This window comes from Colwellia sp. MB02u-14 (assembly GCF_014076915.1).
Taxonomy (GTDB): Bacteria; Pseudomonadota; Gammaproteobacteria; order Enterobacterales; family Alteromonadaceae; genus Colwellia_A.
Map to the genome: position 1 here is coordinate 580,048 of NZ_JACGUX010000079.1, position 19,337 is coordinate 599,384.

General features: G+C 38.4%; 23 protein-coding genes. 8 read left to right on the forward strand and 15 right to left on the reverse strand.

Annotated features, from left to right (window positions below; all coding sequences use genetic code 11):
- The first annotated feature begins 14 nt into the window (after window positions 1–14).
- The 5 genes from H4J52_RS12950 (at window position 15) to H4J52_RS12975 (ending at window position 3,063) form a co-directional block, all read left to right on the forward strand.
- Window positions 15–737, forward strand: a complete 723-nt coding sequence (locus H4J52_RS12950) for a tetratricopeptide repeat protein (RefSeq protein WP_182177473.1) — start codon at window positions 15–17, stop codon at window positions 735–737.
- 158 nt (window positions 738–895) lie between these two features.
- Window positions 896–1,024 carry a DUF3149 domain-containing protein gene (locus H4J52_RS12955; RefSeq protein ID WP_182177475.1) on the forward strand — a complete coding sequence of 43 codons (129 nt, stop codon included), beginning with the start codon at window positions 896–898 and terminating at the stop codon, window positions 1,022–1,024.
- Between the two features lie 257 nt (window positions 1,025–1,281).
- Window positions 1,282–1,464: a hypothetical protein gene (locus tag H4J52_RS12960; RefSeq protein ID WP_182177477.1), complete on the forward strand. Its 183-nt coding sequence runs from the start codon at window positions 1,282–1,284 to the stop codon at window positions 1,462–1,464.
- 373 nt (window positions 1,465–1,837) lie between these two features.
- The gene (locus H4J52_RS12970) at window positions 1,838–2,821 is read left to right on the forward strand and encodes a hydrolase (protein ID WP_182177479.1); all 984 of its coding nucleotides are present in this window, start codon (window positions 1,838–1,840) and stop codon (window positions 2,819–2,821) included.
- The gene (locus H4J52_RS12975) at window positions 2,818–3,063 is read left to right on the forward strand and encodes a YheU family protein (protein WP_182177481.1); all 246 of its coding nucleotides are present in this window, start codon (window positions 2,818–2,820) and stop codon (window positions 3,061–3,063) included. Before H4J52_RS12970 ends, H4J52_RS12975 begins: the two co-directional genes overlap by 4 nt.
- Before the next feature lie 44 nt (window positions 3,064–3,107).
- Here H4J52_RS12975 and H4J52_RS12980 read toward each other — a convergent pair whose 3' ends face one another.
- The 3 genes from H4J52_RS12980 to nudE are packed head-to-tail and all read right to left on the reverse strand — an operon-like array spanning window position 3,108 to window position 5,116.
- Window positions 3,108–3,686, reverse strand: a complete 579-nt coding sequence (locus tag H4J52_RS12980; RefSeq protein WP_182177483.1) for a YceI family protein — start codon at window positions 3,684–3,686, stop codon at window positions 3,108–3,110.
- Window positions 3,687–3,713: 27 nt separating this feature from the next.
- On the reverse strand, window positions 3,714–4,538 hold the full coding sequence (gene cysQ, locus H4J52_RS12985; protein WP_182177485.1) for a 3'(2'),5'-bisphosphate nucleotidase CysQ: 825 nt from the start codon (window positions 4,536–4,538) through the stop codon (window positions 3,714–3,716).
- Between the two features lie 17 nt (window positions 4,539–4,555).
- Window positions 4,556–5,116 (reverse strand): ADP compounds hydrolase NudE, encoded by a 561-nt coding sequence (gene nudE / locus H4J52_RS12990; RefSeq protein ID WP_182224884.1) that lies wholly within the window; start codon window positions 5,114–5,116, stop codon window positions 4,556–4,558.
- Between the two features lie 100 nt (window positions 5,117–5,216).
- Here nudE and yrfG point away from each other — a divergent pair, with 100 nt between their 5' ends.
- Window positions 5,217–5,891 carry a GMP/IMP nucleotidase gene (gene yrfG, locus H4J52_RS12995; RefSeq protein WP_182177488.1) on the forward strand — a complete coding sequence of 225 codons (675 nt, stop codon included), beginning with the start codon at window positions 5,217–5,219 and terminating at the stop codon, window positions 5,889–5,891.
- An 82-nt stretch (window positions 5,892–5,973) separates the two neighbouring features.
- Here yrfG and H4J52_RS13000 read toward each other — a convergent pair whose 3' ends face one another.
- The 12 genes from H4J52_RS13000 to gspC form a co-directional block, all read right to left on the reverse strand.
- Window positions 5,974–6,717 carry a type II secretion system protein N gene (locus H4J52_RS13000; RefSeq protein ID WP_182177490.1) on the reverse strand — a complete coding sequence of 248 codons (744 nt, stop codon included), beginning with the start codon at window positions 6,715–6,717 and terminating at the stop codon, window positions 5,974–5,976.
- The gene (gene gspM / locus H4J52_RS13005; protein WP_182177492.1) at window positions 6,717–7,187 is read right to left on the reverse strand and encodes a type II secretion system protein GspM; all 471 of its coding nucleotides are present in this window, start codon (window positions 7,185–7,187) and stop codon (window positions 6,717–6,719) included. Before gspM ends, H4J52_RS13000 begins: the two co-directional genes overlap by 1 nt.
- Entirely contained in the window at window positions 7,187–8,518 is a 1,332-nt protein-coding gene (gene gspL, locus H4J52_RS13010; protein WP_182177494.1) for a type II secretion system protein GspL, read from the reverse strand. The genes gspM and gspL overlap by 1 nt, the downstream gene beginning before the upstream one ends.
- A complete protein-coding gene (gene gspK, locus H4J52_RS13015; protein WP_182177496.1) occupies window positions 8,518–9,546 on the reverse strand; it encodes a type II secretion system minor pseudopilin GspK in 1,029 nt (342 codons plus the stop codon). The genes gspL and gspK overlap by 1 nt, the downstream gene beginning before the upstream one ends.
- On the reverse strand, window positions 9,546–10,196 hold the full coding sequence (gspJ, locus tag H4J52_RS13020) for a type II secretion system minor pseudopilin GspJ (protein WP_182177498.1): 651 nt from the start codon (window positions 10,194–10,196) through the stop codon (window positions 9,546–9,548). Before gspJ ends, gspK begins: the two co-directional genes overlap by 1 nt.
- Window positions 10,196–10,570 (reverse strand): type II secretion system minor pseudopilin GspI, encoded by a 375-nt coding sequence (gspI, locus tag H4J52_RS13025; protein ID WP_182224886.1) that lies wholly within the window; start codon window positions 10,568–10,570, stop codon window positions 10,196–10,198. Before gspI ends, gspJ begins: the two co-directional genes overlap by 1 nt.
- Before the next feature lie 16 nt (window positions 10,571–10,586).
- Window positions 10,587–11,231: a type II secretion system minor pseudopilin GspH gene (gene gspH / locus H4J52_RS13030; protein WP_310649641.1), complete on the reverse strand. Its 645-nt coding sequence runs from the start codon at window positions 11,229–11,231 to the stop codon at window positions 10,587–10,589.
- A 5-nt stretch (window positions 11,232–11,236) separates the two neighbouring features.
- Window positions 11,237–11,671: a type II secretion system major pseudopilin GspG gene (gene gspG / locus H4J52_RS13035; RefSeq protein ID WP_182177688.1), complete on the reverse strand. Its 435-nt coding sequence runs from the start codon at window positions 11,669–11,671 to the stop codon at window positions 11,237–11,239.
- Between the two features lie 22 nt (window positions 11,672–11,693).
- Window positions 11,694–12,917, reverse strand: coding sequence for a type II secretion system inner membrane protein GspF (gene gspF, locus H4J52_RS13040; RefSeq protein ID WP_182177500.1), 1,224 nt, complete (start codon window positions 12,915–12,917; stop codon window positions 11,694–11,696).
- 13 nt (window positions 12,918–12,930) lie between these two features.
- A complete protein-coding gene (gene gspE / locus H4J52_RS13045; protein ID WP_182177502.1) occupies window positions 12,931–14,487 on the reverse strand; it encodes a type II secretion system ATPase GspE in 1,557 nt (518 codons plus the stop codon).
- Window position 14,488: 1 nt separating this feature from the next.
- Complete coding sequence (gspD, locus tag H4J52_RS13050; protein WP_182177690.1) at window positions 14,489–16,564, reverse strand: type II secretion system secretin GspD; 2,076 nt, start codon at window positions 16,562–16,564, stop codon at window positions 14,489–14,491.
- 110 nt (window positions 16,565–16,674) lie between these two features.
- A complete protein-coding gene (gene gspC / locus H4J52_RS13055; RefSeq protein ID WP_182177504.1) occupies window positions 16,675–17,628 on the reverse strand; it encodes a type II secretion system protein GspC in 954 nt (317 codons plus the stop codon).
- 232 nt (window positions 17,629–17,860) lie between these two features.
- Between gspC and hslR the strand changes: the two genes are divergently transcribed.
- Window positions 17,861–18,268, forward strand: a complete 408-nt coding sequence (gene hslR, locus H4J52_RS13060; protein WP_182177506.1) for a ribosome-associated heat shock protein Hsp15 — start codon at window positions 17,861–17,863, stop codon at window positions 18,266–18,268.
- Window positions 18,269–18,270: 2 nt separating this feature from the next.
- Window positions 18,271–19,119, forward strand: a complete 849-nt coding sequence (gene hslO, locus H4J52_RS13065) for an Hsp33 family molecular chaperone HslO (protein WP_182177508.1) — start codon at window positions 18,271–18,273, stop codon at window positions 19,117–19,119.
- Window positions 19,120–19,337 lie beyond the last annotated feature (218 nt).

Consider the following 19,337-nt stretch of genomic DNA (forward strand, 5'->3'; position numbering starts at 1 on the left):
ATAATGAGAACCTTATGAAAAAAACAGCATTCGCCCTTTTTTATCTAGCATTGCTTAGCAGTTTTTCAAGCTTTGCCTTTCAAGGTGATCTTGATAAAGGTATTTATGAATTAAACCGTGGCGCTTTTAAAGCCGCTATTGAAGAGTTTGAGCCGCTGGTTGCCCAAAAGTACTCTCCTGCACAATACCAAATGGCTATGATTTATTTAAATGGCTATGGGGTGAAAAAAGATCCTAACAGAGCATTCGAGTTGCTGTCTCTTTCTGCTGCACAAGGCTACTCTGAGGCCCTATTTAACTTGTCACTTATGTATTCTGAAGGTGTGGTTGTTAAAAAAGATTTAAAAAAAGCGTTTACACTTATGGAAAGAGCAGCGATAAAAGACTTAGTTGGCGCGCAATTTAATCTAGGTGTGATGTATTTTAACGGTTTAGGTACTTATAAAGACTATAAGCAGGCGGCCCGTTGGTATACAACAGCAGCAAAGCAAAATTACGCTTTAGCGCAATTTAATTTGGCACTTATGCATTTTGAAGGATTAGGCGTAGAAAAAAGCGTAGAAATGTCTTATGTATGGAATATTATTGCGGCAAGTAATGGTTATAAAGATGCAGAAAAAAGTAGAGATATGGACGAATTAAAACTCAGTAGTGTACAAATGAGTGAAGCAAGAGAAAAAGCCAACAGACTCTATCAACAATTTATTGAACAAGAAGAATTGAAAGCTAAGAAATAAAATTACATATCCTTTTATAAAATGTTGAAGGAGCAACCATTAAATTAAAGAATCTTTGATCTATATCACAACCATAAAGTGAGTACCGATTTATAATGGCTATGACATTAAGTTATAGCCATTTTTGTTGTAACTCATTTATTTTTATGGAGTCTGTTATGAACTTTTTCGATATGATTATTAATGATCCTGTTGTGCTTTATTCTTTTGCTGGTTTAGTCATTGTTTTAGGTATTTGTGCATTTTACATCTACTATTTTCTTAAAAATATTCATGAAAATAACTGATTAGCATTCGCTATTGTCAAAACCCATTTATTCATAATACTTTATGTACAAAAATCGTTCAAAAGGGTGGTATTGGTTATACGAAGTAACTTATTTCAATTAATGATGATGTATTACTCGCACAATTCAAGTTAAATGTTGAGGTGTGCCTCTGAATTTATCCATTAATCCACCATCCTCTTTGCTTAACTATATTGAACGTAAAACTAAAGGGTGTGAAGAAACAGATGAGAAGCTATCTTCGGGGAAATGAGAGTATGCAAAAAGCCAAGGTTTTATCCATTCAATCGGTGAGACCGCTTAGCGATCCAAGCACTATTCACGATGAGCTAGACCAACTAACCGAACAAATAAATGCTGTAGCAGAAGAAGTACTTGGTGATCCTAGTTTTATTTCAAGCCTAGATGTCAGAGATCGAATGACAACCCAACAGCACTAGAAGACGCGCCTATCCATGTTAATGAATCAGCAAGCACACTCGGGCAAAAAGTAATGCTTTTAGTAGCCAGGTTATACTTATAAAGCCATACGGGTTGACGTGAGCGAATGTCGCTCTCGTATTCAAGATACTCATTACGCGTCAGTAACTTGTGAGAACGAACGCTTAAATGTTATTTTACCAGCCGCCGTGCTTAATAAAAAGGATGAGGAGTCTCGCAAAGGTATGCGCATTAATCAAAGAGTCTAGCATGCACAATTTATGATCAAGCTTAACAAGCTGAGCTTTATTTTGGGCTGACAATATCTATTTATTTTCAATTCACTTACAATCATATTATCCAAAAATCAGCACAGACCTCTATTACTTTAAAATGTTTACTCAAAGTCAATTCATTCCCGCTTGGTGGCTGCACAATGCTCATTGCCAAACTATTCTTGCCAAATTTCTAAGATCTAAAAAACATCTAGAAACTTGCAATGAAACGCTAGAGTTACCTGATGGAGATTTTATTGATTTAGCATGGACCGATAAACCTGAACAAGATGAAACTCGTCCTTTAGTTGTCGTTCTACATGGCTTAGAAGGCTCGGTTAACAGCCACTATGCCAAAGGTATGTTGTCGGCTATAAAAGAGAAGAAATGGCTAGGCGTACTTATGCATTTTAGAGGCTGTAGTGGACGAGTTAATAGAAAAGCCCGTTCATATCACAGTGGTGATACAGATGATATTAGCTATTTGACACAATTTTTAAAACAAAAATATCCGCAGCTACCGATGACAATTATTGGTTTTTCTCTTGGTGGAAATGTATTGGCGCGTTATTTAGCAAAAGAACCCAATAACCCTTATCAAGCGGCGGCAATAATTTGTGCACCATTACATTTAGCCAGCTGCAGTAAGCGGATCAACCAAGGTTTTTCAAGAATCTACCAAAAATACTTAGTTGGCATGCTTAAAGACAGTATTAAAGATAAAATGGCGCGTAATCTCCTTTCGGATCCGTTATCACAAAAACTGTCACAGAAATTAGACAAAATTAAAACCATTTGGCAATTTGATCAACAGGTTACGGCGCCTATTAATGGGTTTGATAGCGCTGAAGATTATTATCATCAAGCCAGTGGACGCTTTATTTTGGATAAAATCAATCAGCCCTGTTTGATTATTCATTCAAATGACGATCCCTTTTTATGTGATGAAAATACGCGTGATATTAGCAGTATTCCAAGTAACATATGTTTTGAGGTCAGTAAAAATGGCGGTCATGTTGGGTTTATTAATGGCAATAACCCTCTAAGACCTAAGTTTTGGCTAGAACACCGTGTTCCAAATTTTTTAGAGAGTTACTTATGATTATCCCTTATAAAGACCTAGAACCAGATACATTAAACAGTATTATTAGAGAATTTGTTTTGCGAGAAGGAACCGAGTACGGTGAGGCCGATGTGCCGTTATCAAAAAAAGTGGCAGACGTAAAAGTACAGTTGGCTAATGGTAGTGCATTCTTAGTTTATTCAGAACTTCATGATACGGTAAATATTTTGCCCATTGACCAGTTTAACCAACAAGAGAATGAGCAAGAAGCTGCACAGTAATATGTAAACAGAAACGAACACTCACTTGTGTTCGTTTCTCATGACTATTGGCTAAAAGTTAACACAAAACTCACGGGTACAGCATAAGCAATGCTTGGTAAACTTGCCAATGACTTTAATTTATTTATACCTGCCACTAAAGCAAAGTCTTCTGCTTTAATAATAAGAGGTTGCAAGGTTGTTACTATCATATTTTTTTCTGATAGCTTCGCCACCATTACCTTCAACATAAGCTCTTGCTCTTGACCATGTAAATTAAGACTCCCTTTCAGTGACATTTGTTCGCTTGAACCAATAGCGATCGCGTCAATATCTGTGGTACTGAGCTGAGCACTAAAGCTCGCTTGTGCAAAACTTTCTGTCTCAAATAGAAACTCAGCCATCCGCGCATCTCGTATAGCAATATTGGTGTCAACACTGCTCAAGTCAATGGTGATATTTGCTAAGCCACTATCGTTGATAAGACCAGAAAATGTTTTAAAGTGGTGATTTTCGGCAATAGTGCCTTTTTTAATAGAAACAAAGGTTAACGATGAGTTTTTTGAATCAAGTTGCCAAGCACTGTAAGCTGGAGTGGCAATGAATAAAGAAAAACTTAATATAAAAATAGATAAAACACGCATAGTGGGTCCTTTTAAAAAATATAAAATTTAAGAGCGTTTTGCTCGGTGAGGTTTAACAATTTGTTGCCAAGGGATATTACTCGCGCCTAAGGTCATAAAATCAGGATTCATTAAACCTTCTCGTTGGTTATAAGTTAACGGTAAAAACTCACTATCAATTATTGAACCACCGGCTTGTTCAATAATACAATGACTTGCACCGGCATCCCACTCACCTGTTGGGCCAATACGTAAATAGCAATCGGCCCCCCCCTCAGCAATTAAACAGTTTTTAAGTGAACAACTGCCCAGTGATACATATTCAAAGGTAAAGTCTTTATTATTGAGGTATTGCCCCATAAGACTGACCTCTTGGCGGCGACTAATCGCGACTTTAATTTTTCGCTTACCATCGTATTGGGCGACATGAATTTGCTTGCTGCCAAGGTTGTTCTCTTTAAAAGCACCCAGTTTATTTTGTCCATAATAGGTTAATTGATGATCAGGCGCATGAATAACACCAATACTCGGCCAACCATTCTCCACCAGCGCAACATTCACCGCGAAGTCTCCGCTGCCCATAATAAACTCACCGGTACCATCAATGGGGTCAAGTAACCAATAACGTGACCAATTTTTTCGCTCGCAAAGTGACAATACACCCACTTCTTCAGAAATAATAGGAATGCCGGGTGCTAAGCGTGAAAGCTCTTGCATTAAGACATCGTTAGCCGCAAAATCGGCACTGGTTACAGGGCTGTTATCGTCTTTCACTTCTGCCGTATAATCGCCAGTTTTATAATGTTTAGCGACTTCAATACCTGCTTTTTTCGCACTTTCTATCGCGATGGCGAGTAACGTTTCATTATTCATTAACATTCACTTAATTTTTATTTTGAGGTTTTATTCACTAAATCTTTTACTAGCATTAAAGCGGCAATGCTTCTTGCTTCATTAAAATCAGGTTGCGCCAACAAAGCTTGATAGTCTGCAATTTTCCAAACAACGATCTCTAATTCTTCAGGCTCATCACCCAGTAATTTTTCACCATATAAATTTTCAGCGAGAAATATTTCCATTGATGCTGCGAAAAAAGCCGGAGCGGTTGCGACTCGATGAACATGTGTGAGTTTCTTTGCTCCATAACCAACTTCTTCTTTTAATTCACGGTTAGCAGCCTGCTCGGGAATTTCGCCTTCATCGATAAGCCCTTTTGGAAAACCAAGTTCATAAGTATGGGTGCCCGCACAATATTCACGTACTAATAATAATGTTTCATTATCAAGCATAGGTACAATCAACACGGCGCCACGACCATACCCTTGCATACGTTCATATTCTCGTTTTTCGCCATTACTAAAGGTGAGATCTATTTGTTCAATTGCAAATAAGCGGCTTTTGGCAACTTGCTTGCGCTGGGTTATTTCGGGGAGTGTTAGAATATTGCTCATGGGGTCTAAAACCTAAGAGTTAAATATTAATAATATAGTCTTAGAATAGCACGTTAACTTTAGATATAATTAATAAATAATAGCTCAAAGGAAAAATAAAATGCTTAATTGGTCAAAAATTTCCACTGTCCTTTTAGATATGGATGGCACTATCCTCGATTTACATTTTGACAATTATTTTTGGCTACATCATTTACCTTTACGCTACAGCGAAAGCGCAAAGATATCACTTGAACAAGCAAAAGAAAACTTGGCAATCCATTATGAAAAAGTGGTGGGGACAATTGACTGGTACTGTTTAGATTATTGGGCTGAACAAACAAAATTACCCATTCAAGCATTGAAGCGTGAAGTACAACACTTAATTAGTTTACGCTGTGATGCGCATGATTTTATGGTGGCGTTACGCGAAAGTGGTCGAGAGATTATTCTTGTTACAAATGCTCATCCAGATAGTTTGTTACTTAAAATTGAGTTGACTCAACTCGATAAGTATTTTGATGTTTTATATTCAACGCATGACTTTGGGGTAACGAAAGAATCACAATTGTTATGGGAACGTTTACAGGGAAAACAAGGCTTTGACCTAGGTAATACCTTGTTTGTTGATGACAGTATTAATATTTTAGAGTCAGCCCAGCAGTATGGTTTTGAACATTTATTAGCGGTTGAAAATCCTGATAGTCAAAAAGCGACACGTACTATAAATAGCTTTCCATCAACATCAGATTTTAGAACATTAATTGATGAAATCAGAAAAAACCCCATTAAATAGTTAATGAACGTGAGTCATCCTAACCAGAGTCGGGATGACTATACCGTGAATTAACCTTTCTAGTATCAGGCCTATTGGTTGATTAAAAGTTCAAGCGGTAACGTCCTTGGTTATCAGCCTTGCCAATAAAAGATAAAGCGGGTTTAAGCTTTTCCGGAAAATTAGCACTGGGCATTAAATAGCCATTTCCAGAAGCTCTTTTCATATTATGTACATAAGCGGAAAACGTTAAACCAAGATCATTTTCAGGTGAAATAATAAGGGCTAAAGCACCTTTTTCACAAGCTAAGGCAGCCGATAAAGCCCCTAATTTTACTTTTTCTGATAATGCCGTTATTGATGCTTTCTTCCAGTCTATAGCCCCAGTCATTTGCTGACATATTGGTTTGCCAACAATAAATTCATCGACCTTTATATCAATAAGGTTATGCGCTTGCAACGGTATAGGTAAATTGAGTTTTTCAGCAATTTGATTAGCCGCTAGACTGATCTCTGCATCGGTGATCTTGATTTTTTCAAGCAATTGGCTCGCGGTGAGTTTCCCTTCTGGACCACTAAATAATGCCCCGCCAAACGTTAACTTAACTTTGGGATCAAGCATTAATAATGAAAAGAAACTTAACTCACTACTGACATTATTAATATCGACATTATCAATACGCACTTGTTTTGCATAGCTTCGCCACACCGTACCTGAAAGCTCAGATACTTGGGCATTATTGGGTAAGTTAATAAAACTAATAACCCAAGCAGCAGGCATCGTAGAGATTAAAAAGACAATATAAACACTAAAAAAAATTGCTCCATAAGCAAACCACTTTTTCATTAACCTTTTCCTAATTGTAAACGACGCACTCTCACGACACCGTTGCGTTCAGCTTTACTTAAATCAATACTTTTCACAACTAAACCTTCATTGTTAGCTAAAAACTCAAGCCAACTGAGTAATTGTATAAACGGTACTTCATCGATCCAAACTTGCAAGTCTTCACCTTGAGGCTGTAAACGTGCGATAGAAATATTATTGCGACCTGCACTGCCATTTACAATACTAGAAAGGCTGCCATTACTCACGGCTGATGCAGCTCTTTTTTGAGATTGTTGATAGCGTTGTGTACTTTCTTGTACCCAGGTAAAAAGTGCTTGCTGACGCACTAACTTTTGTTGAGTTTTTTGGGTGTTATTAACCAATGGCTGCCAAATGATACTGTAAAATAAAAACAGCACCACCACCAAACTCATGATCGCAACGAGTCGTTGCTCAGAGCTTTTTAATTGTTGCCACCAGACTTTCATTATCGCCCCTTACTTGTATTCGTTGATTGCTGATTATTAATATCACTGCTAATACTAAATGAACCAGAAATTTGATCACCTTGATTATTTTGTGCGCCCAATGAAACTGTTAAGTTGCTTTTTTCAAGGGCTATTTTTAACTGATCAAAATATTGATAATCACTGGCCGTTGCCTGCATACGAATTTCATTTCGCTTGCCATCAAACTTCAAGGTATGAGGTTTTATTTCTGGCACTAGGGCTAATGCTGGCTGAACTTGGGTTAATATTGCTAAAAAGCCACTTTCACCACTAGAGTCGCCTACCTCTTTGAGCTTTTGTTTAAGCTGAGACCGAATAGTTGTCACTCGAACACGCTTCGTTTTAGGAAAGGTCTTTTTGTAGGTACTAATAATCTGCTGTTCTAATTGTGCCTGCTGACTATTGAGTTGCATTAATTCGGCGCCTTTAATTCCTACATTTAGCAATAAAGCAAACGTTGCAATACCTGCGGCCCATAACCAGCCTGTTAACGCCGGTGAACGTTGTTCTTTGGTTTTAAATTCACCTTGCAACAAGTTAAATTTATCTGCTTTATCATGGCTATATGTTGCAGCCAATAACGCCAAAGGTAACTCTTCTGGCATCACATTAATGATAAGTTCAGCGGTCGATTCTGGCAAGACTGAATAAGCATTTAAAGAGAACGAAGTAGGCTCTTCGTGATGGCTATCATCATCCACTGACTTTGCTTGCGCGCTTTTACCTTCGACAACGACTTCGGTGTTACTCAGCGACTGACTCATAATTGGCCAAGTATTGTTGTCTATCGTGGCTCCTTGCCACTTTCCTTGTCGTATCAGTATTTGCTCACCTAAGACAATCGCACTACCGACATTAGCCTTACTCAATGGCATAGCGAGTACGTCAGGTATTATTTTTTTACAGGTAATATCAGCGTTTTCTAACCACGCTTGCCATAGCTTAAGCTGAGCATACTCAACGACTGCAACAAAACAGTTATACTTGCTATTGGCAATTTTTATCCCGCTGTAAGCGAAGAACAAATCTTCCACGTCTTGCGCTAATTCATCTTCAAGCATATACGGTACTGCTAAGCGCATCGCTTTCGCAGACTTACTCGGCACCGTTAAACTTTTCAGACTAATGTCACTCGCTGGAATAAAGGCAATAACTTCACGCTGCTTTGCCTTTTCAGCGAGTTGCTCTAGTGCATTTGCATCGGGGAGTTCCCCACTTGCAATGATGCCTTCTTGATCGTCACTAAATATTAGCCAATGCACCGCATCTTTCGCGCTACTGCCTAATCGGATGTATAACTTTTCGGCCATTACTCTCGTCCTATGGTACGACTCACTACAGAGATATTATTATTACTTTCAACTTTCATTAAAGTACTTAACGCAAAGAAACTGTTGTTAAAACTGGCAATACTTTTAAGTTTAAAATATTGGCTGTCAACAACAAATTGCTTCTTTTGCTCATTAGTTATTTTTTTATTTTTAACTATTGCTTGCAGACTAAAAAAGTCATTAACTGTTTTAAAACCATCACCTTTTCGGTCAGCTAATGCTTGCTCAACATCAGCGAGAGGAATATCTAGCAAGACCTGTAAAAGTTCTGCTTGTTCGATGCGAACAGTATTTAGGTTTATTTCATGCAAATTACTATTGGGTAGTACGCAAACATACGCTTTTAATTTATTGATAACGGGCACAGTAAAGTGTTCGATTAGGCGCAGCTCGGTAATACTTGCTAAATAGTGATTAGCCGGTAAATAAGGAAACTCTTTTGCTGAGTAGTCATTATCTTCTGCTCCACCAGCACTCGCTATAGCACTGTCTTGATCAAGCCAATCAATTAACGCATCGGTCATATACTCAGCTTCAAACTGACTAACACCTTCGACGCCTAGTGAAATAATTAATTCTTTAAAGGCCTCTTGTATTGGCGGTTTTTTAAGTCCTGAAGGGGTGATACTTGAATTGGTTCTTAACGCATTCAAGTTCAAACAAGCTTGCATATCAAAGATTTCACCGGTGATTTGTCCAAAATCTACGGGATAGCTTGTTTCTCCTTGCGCCCATATTTGCTCTAAATGCGTGATCTCTTTTTCATCTTCAAAAGCATTAATTAATATTGTTTTTGCAAACGCTTCAGCTCCCATCGCATACCAATAAGCTTGCTGATTTAGCGTTATGTTATTCGTTCGTTGCATTTGTAACTGTAAACGAGCTGTCATTTGTGTTGCAAGGACGGCGGCTAAAGCGACAATCAGCAAAACGGTGATCAGAGCAACACCCCGATTATTTTGATAGGGTTTTGTTTTTATCGCCCGAGGTAACTGATAATCAAACATTACGGTTTCCCTGACAAAGCAGCTGAATTACCAAGGTTGTCACCTGCGACTAAAAACTCTCTGCGGATCAGTCCGTAATCTTTCGTTAGCAGCTCTATCGCAATAGCTTGCGGTAAACTTTTGCTAATAATTTCTTTTTGCCATTTTTTATTATAGTAAAATTCAAAATTTAGCGCTTCAATTTCTGTGATTAGCTTCCTTACTTTAGGCTCTTGTCCTTGAATAGCATCAACAAAATTAAAATGAAGTCGCTCAAACGTTTCATCGTTTAATTGGTAGGCAACTGATTGCATTGTACTGCGCGGTAAGAGTAAACCCGGGTTTGTCCATCCGTGTCGAACAAAGGCTAATGTACTCTCACTATTTGAGAAACTGTTATTGTCGGTATATAAAAAGTCCACCTGCGGCTCTTCACCATTTAGCCGCATACTACGCTTGGCAATTTGCAGTAAATCTCGTTCAATTAATAAAAAACCACGCTGTAGTTCATTGACTCGTTCTGTGTGAATTTTAGAAGACTCATTACTTTTTAAGACCGTATTAAAAATCGTAAAACTACTCAAGCTGATCATCGAAAAAATTGCGATGGCTATTAATACTTCTAAGAGGGTAAAGCCTTTAATTTTTGGCTTCTTAATATGAACACTCATCAAAGCTGACTCTTTGACAGATAGGTTACCATGCTGGTAATCGCTAATTTTTGATCTTCTTTATTGCGCACTTCAATGACAACGGAGCGCATATTTTTATTTTCTGTTTTAATCACTTTTTGTTGCCAAAACCATTCTTGGCCAGCCATTTCAACTTTGCCTTTTTTATTATTTTTAGGTGGCCACTCTTCTGCTAAAGTTACGGCAACTAATTGATTAGAAGCAACCCAATTGGCTAATACTTTACTTTCCAAGTGACTTAAATTTTTGAAGTTATTGTCAGCCGCACTTAATAAGGCAATACCCGCAATTGAAAAGATGGCCATCGCTAACATGACTTCAATTAAGGTGAAGCCTAATGATAATTTATGCATTGATTTCTGCACCTGATTAGTCATCAAAGAGTGGTCCTTCGACGTTTAATGGGGTGGTATATAGACCGGTTACTTTAAAGTAAAGTTTTGCTTCAGTATAACCATTTTCAATAAATTGAAAGCGTAAGCTAAACGGTGTAATTTCGCCGCCAGAGAGCATATAAATTTGTGGGATGAGTTTTTTCTTCTTTTTCGTGTTTTCTAAGTCATCTTCTTCTTTTAGCTCATCCTCTGTGTTTTCTGCTTGCAGCTCATTAAATGACTCAGTATCAAATAATTGTGGTTCTTCTATGGGTAAATCATCAAGTTGTAAAACTAACTCAACACCCTCGGGTAATTTATAACGACTGAACAGTTCATTTTCAGAAACATCAGACCAACTTACACCATCGTAGCCTAGGAATTGATAGCCATTTTTATCAATCATTAACCCAAGTTCAATGTTGTTCAACATACCGTATTCAGCAGCAATACTGAAAACACCCGCAAAACGTTTACTTGACTGCTCAAGGGTTTCTTCGGTTTTGTTACCTGAGGCCGTAAACTGCACAACAGAAACCATTAATCCAACAAGCACAATCACCAGCATCACTTCAATTAAAGTGAAGCCGTTTGGTCGATTATTACGGTTAAAATAATGGTTCATGTTAAATTTTTTCACAAGACCTACTGGTAGTCGCCAAGGTTCCAATTACCAATATCATCTTCGGTACCTGGTTCACCGTCGGGTCCCATGGTAAAGATATCAATATCTCCATTTTCTCCTGGGTTTAATAATTGATATTCGTTACCCCAAGGGTCATCCGGTAAACGTTTAACGTAACCACCATTTGGAAAGCGACGCGGTAAAGGCTCAACATCAGTTTCTTCAACTAAAGCCTCCAAACCTTGCTCTGTACTGGGATATTTATAATTATCCATTTTGTACATACTCAACGAGGTTTCTAAGGCATTAATATCTTGTACCGCTTTTTGAACCTTTGCTGTATCCATATTACCCATTAAGTTTTGAACAACGACACTGCCTAATAAACCGATAATCACGATAACAACCATGACTTCTAATAAGGTAAAACCTCGTTGTTTATTTTTCGCTTTCATTGGTTGAGTTTTTTCGTACACATTAACCTCCTACTAAGGTATTTAACTGAAGAATAGGCTGTAATATAGCCATTACTATAAAAAGAACGATACCGGCCATAACAATCATCAAGGCGGGTTCAAAAGCTTTTAGCGATATATTCATCAACGCTTCAAACTCTCTATCTTGGTTGTCTGCTGAGCGACCCAACATGTGTTCAAGCTTGCCACTTTTTTCACCACTGGCAATCATATGAAGCATCATCGGGGGAAATAATTTCGTTTGCTCTAAAGAAACCCGAAGACTTGCACCTTCACGCACTTTGTCTGCTGATTCTTTTACACATTTTTTAATGTATAAATTTTCTAAAACTTCACCTGATATTTTCATACTTTCCAGTAAAGGCACAGCACTAGCGGTAAGGATACTTAAGGTACGTGCAAAACGAGCGGTGTTAATACCTCGAATTATTTTTCCTATGCCAGGCAGGCTGATCACTTTTTGATGAAAAGCAAATTTGAACGTGGCCTTTTTCATTAAATGAGTAAACCCAGCAATAAGCAGGGTAATTAGTATAAGAATATACAAACCGTTATCTCTGAGAAAATCACTGGCGCTGATTAAAAACTGTGTTGACGCCGGTAAGCTTGCTCCCATGTGATCAAACTGACCAACAATTTTCGGCACTACCGCAGTGAGCAGTATAGCAATAACGCCGATGGCTACTACGGTCATAATAACAGGGTAAATAAGCGCTTGAATTATTTGTGAACGTAATAGCTCGCGCTGCTCTGTGTAGTCAGCCAAACGGTTTAATACGGTGTCTAAAAAGCCCGACTTTTCACCGGCTGCTACCATTGCACGATATAAACCACTAAATACATAAGGAAATTCTGACATGCTTTCTGCTAAACCATAGCCCTCAGTTACTTTAGTACGCACAGCCATGATCATACTTTTCATGCTGTTTTTTTCACATTGCTCGCCAACAGCAAGCAATGACTCTTCAATTGGTAAACCTGACTCTACTAAGGTTGCTAACTGCCGTGTGATTAATGCAAGCTCGGCAACGGACACTTTTGTTCGACCCGCAAAGCGCGACTTATTTGCTGCTTGCTTGGTTTTTTGTAAGCTTGGTGTTACCTCTGTTGGCATCAAACCTTTGTCACGTAATAAGCCACGTACATGTCTGGGTGTATCGCCTTCGATAACGCCCTTTACCGCTTTACCACGGCTATTTACTGCTTGATAATCAAAAGCTGCCATAATAAAACTCTAGTTAATCTTCTCTTGTAACACGCAAAACTTCTTCAAGTGTTGTTTGTCCTGTGATGACTTTATCAAAACCATCACGACGAATGCTTGGCGTACTTTGGCGAATAAACTTTTCGATAGCTTGCTCACCTTTGCCGTTATGAATGAGTTCACGTACTTTATCGTCAACAACAATGAGCTCATGAATACCCATGCGTCCTTTATAGCCCTTTTGACTACATTCACTACAACCAATAGCACGATATATTTTTTGCGTATTATCTTTAGGTAGTTCCAGTAATTTAAGTTCCGGCTCATCAGGTAAATGGCTTTCTTTACAATGTGGGCACAACGTTCTAACGAGTCGCTGGGCTAGCACACCCAACAAGCTTGATGATAACAAAAATGACTCGACACCCATATCTTCCATGCGGGTTATTGCGCCAGCGGCACTGTTAGTATGCAATGTTGACATCACTAAGTGCCCGGTCAAACTTGCTTGTACACCAATCTGGGCTGTTTCTAAATCGCGAATTTCACCCACCATAACCACATCGGGATCTTGACGAAGAATCGCGCGCAAGCCACGAGCAAAGGTCATATCCACTTTGGTGTTAACTTGAGTTTGCCCAATACCTTCAATAGCATACTCGATGGGGTCTTCAACGGTTAATACATTGCGCTCTTTTGAGTCAATCTGGCTTAACCCCGCATAAAGCGTGGTACTTTTACCCGACCCCGTTGGACCGGTAACTAAAATAATACCGTGTGGTTTATCAATAAGTTTTGAAAACTTTTTACGATTAGCAAGTGTCATGCCTAAATCTTCAAGATCAAGACGTACTGAGTTTTTATCAAGTAAACGTAACACGACACGCTCGCCATGACCGGTTGGCATTGTTGAAACACGCACATCAACAGCTCGACCGGCAATGCGCAAAGAAATCCGGCCATCTTGAGGAATACGTTTTTCAGCGATATCAAGTTTTGCCATGACCTTAATACGAGAAACGAGTAATGAAGCAAGTTTGCGATTAGGCTTCAACACTTCCCTTAAAACACCATCGACTCGAAAACGAATTTGTAATGTAGATTCAAACGTTTCAATGTGTATATCTGAAGCATTTTCCTTTATTGCTTCACTCAACATCGCGTTAATCAATTTAATGATAGGGGCATCGTCTTCATTCTCAAGAAGATCTTCAGTTTCAGTCATCTCATCCGCAAGGGAATATAAATCAACTTCGTTACCAATATCTTCCATCATTTGCTGAGCTTCAGATGAATCTCGTTGATACGAAATAGTCAGCAACTGTTCAAATTCATCTAATGAATGAAACTCAATGGCAAAAGTGGTCTTTAATACCCTACGCACTTCTAATACGGCCGCACTGCTAACATTCGCCAAGCAGTGTAATGTGTATTGGTCATTATTTTTGCTAATAAGTACACTATGGCGCTTTGCAAAATTAAAAGGTAGGCGGGTTATCAGCACGGTTTCTTCCACTATATTTTGCACATGACTTGTGACATTTAAGGTGGAAATGCTTTCAATGGCTTCGCTCGTGTCAAGATCAGCCATATTATTGTTCTTTTACATCTGAAGTTGATGAATTGTCATCTTTGGCATCAACAGCAGGTGGTAATAAACTAGGCGCTTTTAATTGACTTCCTTTCATGTATTCATCGAATGAAGGAGGTAACGCCAACTTGTCATTCCACTCAGGTAATAACGGCATTTTTTCATCACTCATTAATGACAAGCCTTCTTCTTGTTTACGTATTTCAGTAGCACGAATATAGTTATATTTATCTTTACTGATTTCATTCATCATTTTGCCATCACGAATAATGGTTGGGCGAATGAAAACCATGAGATTACGTTTACGTGTTGAAGTTGTTGTCGATTTAAATAAGTGACCAATAAAAGGAATGTCTCCGAGTAACGGGACTTTTTGCACACTTTCTTGTACATCTTCATCTATTAAGCCACCAAGAACTACTGTCGCGCCAGAATCAGCCATGACCACTGTTTTTATTTCACGTTTATTAATAGAAATATCAACACCTGTAGCACCGCTGACGGAAGAAACCTCTTGCTCAATCGTTAATTGCACGCCACTGCCTTCATTAACTTGTGGCGTAACGGTTAGCTTTATTCCTACTTCTTGGCGTTCTACGGTTTGAAAAGGATTACCATTATTACTGCCTGTAGACGAGCCAGTAAGAATTGGAATTTCTTGACCCACTAAGAAATGGGCCTCTTCATTATCAAGTGTGGTAATACTTGGCGTTGCAAGAATATTAGAGTTAGTGTCGTTACTCACCGCTTGTATAATAGCGCCCCAGCCATTTTTCATGATACCAAACATGCCACCGCTAACTGAACCGAGTAAGGTTGCAGCTAATGAATAGTCTCCTTTGATATCGTTACCTGCTGGATTTTGCCCTATAATTTCACCTAAAGAGTTAGTGATAAATGATCCAGGATCTCCGGCAGTAGTTTGTGCAGACTCAGCTGCTGCTGCAACAGCACTAATTGGCGCAGGGCCATTGTTAAATTGTGTAAAACCACCCTCTTCACTAAACCATTGCACCCCTAAACTAACACCGTCACTTTCAAAAACTTCAACAATAATTGCTTCAACTAAGACTTGTGCACGTCGTACATCTAATTTACGAATAACATCTTCAAGAGAACGGAGCATGTCTTGCTGAGCGGTAATAACTAAGGTATTCGTGTCTTCATGGGCATCAATACTAACATTACGTTTTTTACTACTTTGTTTACCGCCTTGTGATGAGCTATTTTCTGCTTCTATTGATTTGCTGACACCTTCTAAAACTTTAACTAAATCTTCAGCTTTTGAATATTTTAAATAATAAACACGGGTGTTGCCGTTAGTTTCTAATTCGCTGTCTAAACGAGAAATCAATTTAGCGACACGAGCTCGCGCTTGAGATTCGCCACTCACTATCACACTATTAGTCCGCTCATCTGCCACTATTTTAGGAATAAGGAAGGTTGATGTACCCGACTTCCCTTGTGTTGATTTATTCATCGCTTCAATGATACGCACCATTTCTGCGGCAGATGCATATTGCAATTTAATGATTTGTACATCTTGGTCGCCCGCTTTATCGACACGTTCAATAATATTGACTAAGCGATTAACAACGGCAGCAGTACCCGTAAGCATGATGACATTAGCAGGGCTATAATCAACCACATTGCCGCCACCAGCTTGGTCAGAAAGCTGACGAAGCAAGGGTGTTAATTCACGCACGGTTACATTTTTAACTTCAACAACACGGGTAACCATTTCATCACCTATGCCAGGGTTTTCGTCACCAACAACGGGAATAGATGAGGTCTTCGCATCTTTATTACGAATAACTTTGACCACATTATTGTCCATTTCAACAGCAGCGAAACCAGAAACTTCAAGCACATTTAAGAAGACTTGGTAATATTGTTGTTCGGTTAACTCGTCTTGGGTGCGTAAATTAACTTTGCCACGAACGTTGGGGTCAACGATCATGGTTTTATTGAGATTTTTACCGACTATATTAATAAATTCGGCAATTTCAGTGTCCTTGAAATTTGGAGAGTATTTAGCTGCACTTGTATATGCACTAAATAATACGGTGTTCATCATCACAACAGTTAAGCCTGCTGTTAATACACGTTTATACCAAGGAGCGCTAAAATGTTGGCGCATAGATAAATTTATCATAGCTTAATTCTCAATTTTGATAAGTAAAGGGGTTAACCACCGATACTAAATATTATTTCTGTTATTTCGCCATTACGATCAATTAATAGCGAGACTTCTTTGTCTTGTTTTAATGCGGAAAGTGCTTGTGCTGCATCACTTGGCGCAGTTAAGTCATAACCATTCATTTGAATAGCCACATCGCCAGATTTCAATCCTGCGTTTTGGAAAAACTCGTTATTTTTCCCCGGCATCAACGAATAACCTACTATTCTCCCCTCTTTGCGTTCAGGTGATATTTTTAAATAGTCTGTGATTTTACTTGGGTCTTCATTAATGTCTTCTTTGAATGACTTAACGCTTTTACTGAGCATTTTATTGGTTCTTTGGTCAATGACATTAGGTGATGTTAACCGATCATCTATTGTTCTAATGTTAGCGTTCGTTTTTTTAGGACGGCTTTGAGCTTCCAGCTGAATCGTTTCACTGTAATCAAAACCATCAAGCATCAATGTTTCAAGCTTCCCCGCATGCCTTAAAAGTACTCTGTCACGAAAGACAGTATCAAGTACTGCACGTGTTCCGGTGATCGTTTCGCCTGGACTATAGGTGTCCTGCTTTCCTGAATTTTCAATAACAGCAGCAGAAGTCTCTTTATCATCACTGGCAACAGCACCTGACAACGTTAAATTCAATTGTGTTTCAGGCGCACTTTCTACTTCAAAAGTTTCAACTTTTTCTATATTGTCGGTGTACACACCAAATAAGTTCAATGTCTTTAAATCTGTTAAACTAATTGTAGTTTTTGGGGTGTTGTGTGTTGCAAGTTTTACGGTGACATTTGAAGAAGTTTTATATTGCCCACTAGGAGCAATAAGCCAAGAAATTTGGGCGAGAACGTAGGCAATATAAACTAATAAAAGCGCACTGATCACCTTAGCTATTTTTTGCTGAGGTAATTGTGAGAGAAAGTCGGCTGCATTAGAAAAGTTTGAAGGTAATTGCATGGTTATCTTTATAAAAATTCATGTGGGTTTTTATTATTGTTACCTGATAGTACTTGAGCTAGACACTATCAACAAGGATAGAATAGCGAATAAAATATTTATTAACAATTTAGTTCTATTATATGCAAACTAATATTGCCAGTTCACCTATTCACCGTTTAAAAAAACTAGACATTATAAACCATTATGATATTTTCGCCGCGGCATTTATTTAGAGGATAATGACAATTATATGAAACATAATCAGCCTAAAATTGAAAACACGTCAATTCGCTTAGACAAATGGTTATGGGCTGCTCGTTTTTATAAAACTCGCGCTATTGCTAAACAAATGATTGATGGTGGTAAGGTGTTCTATAATGGTCAACGAACCAAGTCGGGTAAAGCCGTTACTTTAGGTGACAAAGTTGTGCTTCGCCAAAGTTATGAAGAACGAGAAATTATTGTTCTTGCCCTAGCAGATACACGCCGAGATGCGAATTTTGCTCAAACGCTTTACCAAGAAACAGATAACAGTGTTGCTGTGCGTGAAAAAAATGCCTTTGCCCGTAAACAAGGTATCTTACTTAGTCCAGCAAGCGACACTAAACCTGATAAGAAACAACGTCGAAAACTAAAAGAATTTAAAGAGAGGATGTAACTGTGACGGCTAAAACTGATGTATTAAATCGCTATTTGTTTGATGGTAAACATGCTCGTGGTGAGCTTGTACAACTAACCAAGACGTATCAAGAAATAATTGCTTTGCATGAATACCCTTTGGGTGTGCAAACATTGTTAGGAGAGTTAGTTGCAGCAACTTGTTTGCTGACTGCTACTTTGAAGTTTGAAGGGGAAATCACTGTGCAGTTGCAAGGAGATGGACCTATTAGCTACATGTCAGTTAATGGCGATCATAATCAAAATATGCGCGGTATCGCTCGTTTAGCCGAGCCAACTGAAGGTGTTGGCTTGAGAGCTTTAGTCGGTAAAGGCACGATGGTGATTACCATACGTCCTGAAAAAGGCGAACCTTACCAAGGTGTTGTTGCACTTGATAAAGATAACTTAGCCGATTGTTTAGCGCATTACTTTGAGGTTTCAGAGCAAATACCCACGAAAATTTGGTTATTTAACAATAACGATAATACTCAGGTTGCCGGTAGTTTAATTCAGCTACTTCCCGACGGTGATAACAAAGAAAAGCAACTCAGTGATTTTGAACACTTGTGCCAACTGACCAATACAATTAGACCCGATGAAATATTTTCATTAGACGCAGAGAGTTTGTTGTATCGTTTGTATCATCAAGAAGAGGTTCGCTTATTTGAACCTCAAGATGTTAATTACCAATGTAGCTGCTCTGAAGAAAAGTGCTTAACCGCTATTGCTCAGGTTGCGCCAAGCGAATTGGCAAGTATTATCGAAGAGCAAGGTTGTGTATCAATGACGTGTGAATATTGCTTAACCACTTATAAGTTTGATGAAGCAAAACTAGAATTACGCTCATAGCTCTAAAAATCAGATTAACAATAAATATTTATAACTCCCTTTTAGCATAAATATTTATTGTTGCGCCTACCATACCTAAATGCCCATAAACAATATATGTAATCAGAATCTGTAGAACGTATACATAATTGTAAATAATTGTACAGAATTGTACATAATTACAAATAATTACAAATCAAAAACTACACTCTCAAAAATTTGCCTAGACAAGTTAAATA